The 3,626-nt window shown below is 69.6% G+C and carries 3 protein-coding genes; 1 reads left to right on the top strand and 2 read right to left on the bottom strand.

Annotated elements, in window-relative coordinates; translation table 11 throughout:
* Nucleotides 1-1,002: aminotransferase class III-fold pyridoxal phosphate-dependent enzyme (locus ACWELQ_RS41010; protein WP_452402382.1), on the bottom strand; the 1,002-nt coding region annotated here is incomplete at its 3' end.
* 51 nt (nt 1,003-1,053) lie between these two features.
* Entirely contained in the window at nt 1,054-2,481 is a 1,428-nt protein-coding gene (locus ACWELQ_RS41005) for an aminobutyraldehyde dehydrogenase (protein WP_452402381.1), read from the bottom strand.
* 141 nt (nt 2,482-2,622) lie between these two features.
* On the opposite strand from ACWELQ_RS41005, the gene ACWELQ_RS41000 reads away from it, so the two are divergent.
* Nucleotides 2,623-3,626, top strand: a 1,004-nt coding sequence (locus tag ACWELQ_RS41000; protein WP_452402380.1) for a PucR family transcriptional regulator ligand-binding domain-containing protein, incomplete at its 3' end; no start/stop codon positions are given.

The raw sequence follows: 3,626 nt of genomic DNA, 5'->3' as shown, positions 1-3,626 counted from the left end.
GTCGATGGCGGCCAGCGCGGCGGCGCAGGCGACCGGGTTGCCGCCGTAGGTGCCGCCCAGGCCGCCCGCGTGCACGGCGTCGAGCAGCTCCGCGCGGCCGGTGATGGCCGAGAGCGGCATACCGCCCGCGATGCCCTTGGCCATCGTGATGATGTCGGGCACCACGCGTTCGGCCTCGCAGGCGAACCAGTCGCCGGTGCGGGCGAAACCGGTCTGCACCTCGTCGGCGATGAACACCACGCCGTTGGCGCGCGCCCACTCGACCAGGGTCGGCAGGAATCCCGGTGCGGGGACGATGAATCCGCCCTCACCCTGGATCGGTTCGATGATGATGGCGGCCAGGGAGTCCGCGCCGATCTGCTTCTCGATCCGCGAGATCGCCTCGCGTGCAGCGGCTACGCCGTCCTGGCCGCCGTCGCGGAACGGGTAGGACATCGGCATGCGGTACACCTCGGGCGCGAACGGCCCGAAATGCGCCTTGTAGGGCATGTTCTTCGCGGTCAGCGCCATGGTCAGGTTGGTGCGGCCGTGGTAGGCGTGATCGAAGGCGACGACCGCGGTGCGGCCGGTGGCCAGGCGCGCCACCTTGATGGCGTTCTCCACCGCCTCCGCGCCGGAGTTGAACAGCACGCTGCGCTTCTCGTGATCGCCGGGGGTCAATTCGGCCAGCCGCTCGCAGACCTCGACGTAGGCCTCGTATGGGGTCACCATGAAACAGGTGTGCGAGAAGCGTGCGATCTGCTCCTGCACCGCAGCAACGACTTTCGGGTGCGCCGCGCCGACATTGGTGACCGCGATGCCCGCGGCCAGGTCGATGAGCGAATTGCCGTCGACGTCCACGATGACACCGCCGTCGGCGTCGGCGGCGTACACCGGCGCGGTGGAGCCCACACCCGCGGCGACGGCGGCCTTGCGGCGCGCGGCCAGCTCCTGCGAGCGCGGGCCCGGTAGCTCGGTGTGCAGAGCCCGCTGCTGCGGGAGCCGGTAGGTGATCTCGGTCATTCGGAAGTCCTTCTGCGGGAAAGAGTTCAGGGAAAGGTGTGAAGCGCGCGGTCAGTCGTGCGCGCTCATGACGTGCTTGATGCGGGTGTAGTCCTCGACGCCGTACGCCGAGAGGTCCTTGCCGTAGCCGGAGCGCTTGAAGCCGCCGTGCGGCATCTCCGCCACCAGCGGGATGTGGCAGTTCACCCACACCGCGCCGAAGTCCAGGGCCGCCGAAACCCGCTGCACCACACCGTGATCGCGGGTCCAGACGCTGGAGGCCAGGCCGTAGTCGACGTCGTTGGCCAGCCGCACGGCCTCCGCCTCGTCGGCGAAGGGCTGCACGGTGAGGATCGGGCCGAAGGTCTCCTCCCGCACGATCTGATCGTCCTGATGCACCCCGGTGATCACGGTCGGCGCGAGATAGAAGCCACGCTCGCCGACGCGCTCGCCGCCGGTGGCGATCGTCGCGTGCGCGGGCAGGGCCGCGAGTTTGCCGGTGACCGACTCGAAGTGGCGGATGTTGTTGAGCGGGCCGTAGGCGGCGTCCGGATCGTCGGGCAGGCCGGGCTTCACCGTCTGCGCCTTCTTCACCAGGGCCGCGACCAGATCGTCGTGCACCGACTCGTGCACCAGCACCCGGGTGGCCGCGGTGCAGTCCTGGCCGGCGTTGAAGAACGCGGCATCGCCGATGCGGTCGGCGGCCAGCGCCAGATCGGCGTCGCCGAACACCACGACCGGGGCATTGCCGCCGAGTTCGAGGTGCGCCCGCTTGACCTGTTCGGCCGCCGCGCTCGCCACCGCGATGCCCGCGCGCACCGAACCGGTGATGGCCACCATGTCCAGACGCGGGTGGCTGACCAGCGCCGCGCCGGTGGCCGCGGTGCCCAGCACCACGTTGAGCACACCGTCGGGCAGGATGCCTCGCGACAGTTCGGCGAGCTTCAGCGTGCTGCCCGGGGTGGTGTCACTCGGCTTGAGCACCACGGTGTTTCCGGTCGCCAGGGCCGGGCCGATCTTCCAGATGGCCATCATCAGCGGGTAGTTCCACGGGGTCACCTGGCCGATCACACCGACCGGTTCGCGACGCACATACGAGGTGAACCCGGGCATGTACTCGCCCGCCGACTTGCCCTCCAGCATGCGGGCCGCGCCCGCGAAGAAGCGCAGGTGGTCGGCGCCGGTGGCGACTTCCTCGCTGGCGACCAGGTGCTTGGGCTGACCGGTCTCGCGGCACTGCGCCTCGACCAAGGCGTCCGAATTGGCCTCGATGGCGTCGGCCAGCTTCAACAGCGCGGCCTGACGCTGGCTCGGAGTGGCCGCCTTCCACGCCGGGAACGCGCGATCCGCCGCGGCGACCGCGGCATCCACATCGGACCGGCTGGAGATCGGGCTACGGCCGACCACGGTCTCGTCGACGGGACTGATCAGCTCGAACGACTCCGAGGCGGTGGCGGCGACGAACTGACCGTCGATGAAGTTGCGAAGCGTCTCAGTCATGTATGCCCGATCTCTCTCGACGTGGGGTGCGCTGTGGTTGACCGCCAGTGTGCTGTGTGACACACCCCCGCGTCACCCGCCGGATCGGTGAGTCGGCACAATGTCGTTTCGACAATCTGTACAGATAGCCATGGGAGAGCTGTGAACGCGGGAATTCCGGTGCGCTGGGTGCTGACCCAGCCCGAGCTGGGCCTGGTGCTGCGTGGCGGCGGGGACGGGCTCGGCCGGGCCATCACCTTGGTGCTCACCTCCGAGCTCGCCGAACCGCAGCAGTGGATGTCGGGCGGGGAGTTGGTGCTCACCACCGGCATGGGGTTGCCGCTGGGTCGCGCGGACCGCCAGCGCTATCTGGAGGATCTGCACGCGGTCGGGATCGCGGGTGTCGGGTTCGGCGTCGGCCTGTCCTACGAGACCGTGCCGGAGGAATTGATCGAGGCCGCCGACCGGCTGGGGCTGCCGCTGTTCGAGGTGCCGCTGCCGACACCGTTCGGCGCGATCACCAAGAAAGTCATGCAGCGGCTGGCCGATCAGGAGTACGAGAAGGTGCTGCGCGCGTCGCGGGCGCAGCCGCGGCTCACCCGGGCCGCCATCACCGGGGCGCGGGCGATGAGCAAGGAGCTGGCGGCCGCGCTGTCGGCCACCGTGCTGGTGATCGGCGCGGACGGCACGATTTCCGAGGCGCAGCCGCGCAAGCCCGCCGCCGCGATCATGGAGCGGATAGAGGAATTCCTCGGTACGCGCGGCGACGGCGCGGGCAGCGGCGTCATTCAGGTCAGTTCCGGGCAATACATTGTGCTGCAAGCGATTACGGCCGGGCAGACCGTGCATGGGCATCTCGCGGTGGTGACCGACGGCGCGCTCAGTTCCGTCGATCAGGTGCTGCTCGGGCACGCCAGCTCGCTGCTGGCCATCGACTTCGAGAAGCCCGCCCGGCTGCGTATCGCCCAGAATCGCTTGAACTCTCAGGCCATGGCCATGCTGCTGGCCGAACCGGGCGATCCCGACACCATGTGGCAGACCCTGGCCACCGCCGCCGATCGCACCGGCCGCGCCACCGCGCCCAGTTCGCGGACGAAGATCCCGACATGCTCGAGCGGCTCGGGGGCGTTGACCGGATCGTCGATGGCCTGCAGCACCCGGAACCC

The sequence above is a fragment of the Nocardia sp. NPDC004722 genome (assembly GCF_053601505.1).
The sequence above is the reverse complement of the archived record's forward strand: the minus strand, read 5'-3'. Positions and strand labels throughout refer to the sequence as shown.

Coding starts and splice junctions, on each gene's coding strand:
- ACWELQ_RS41005 (WP_452402381.1), bottom strand. CDS start 2,481: ATGACTGAGACGCTTCGCAACTTCATCGACGGTCAGTTCGTCGCCGCC.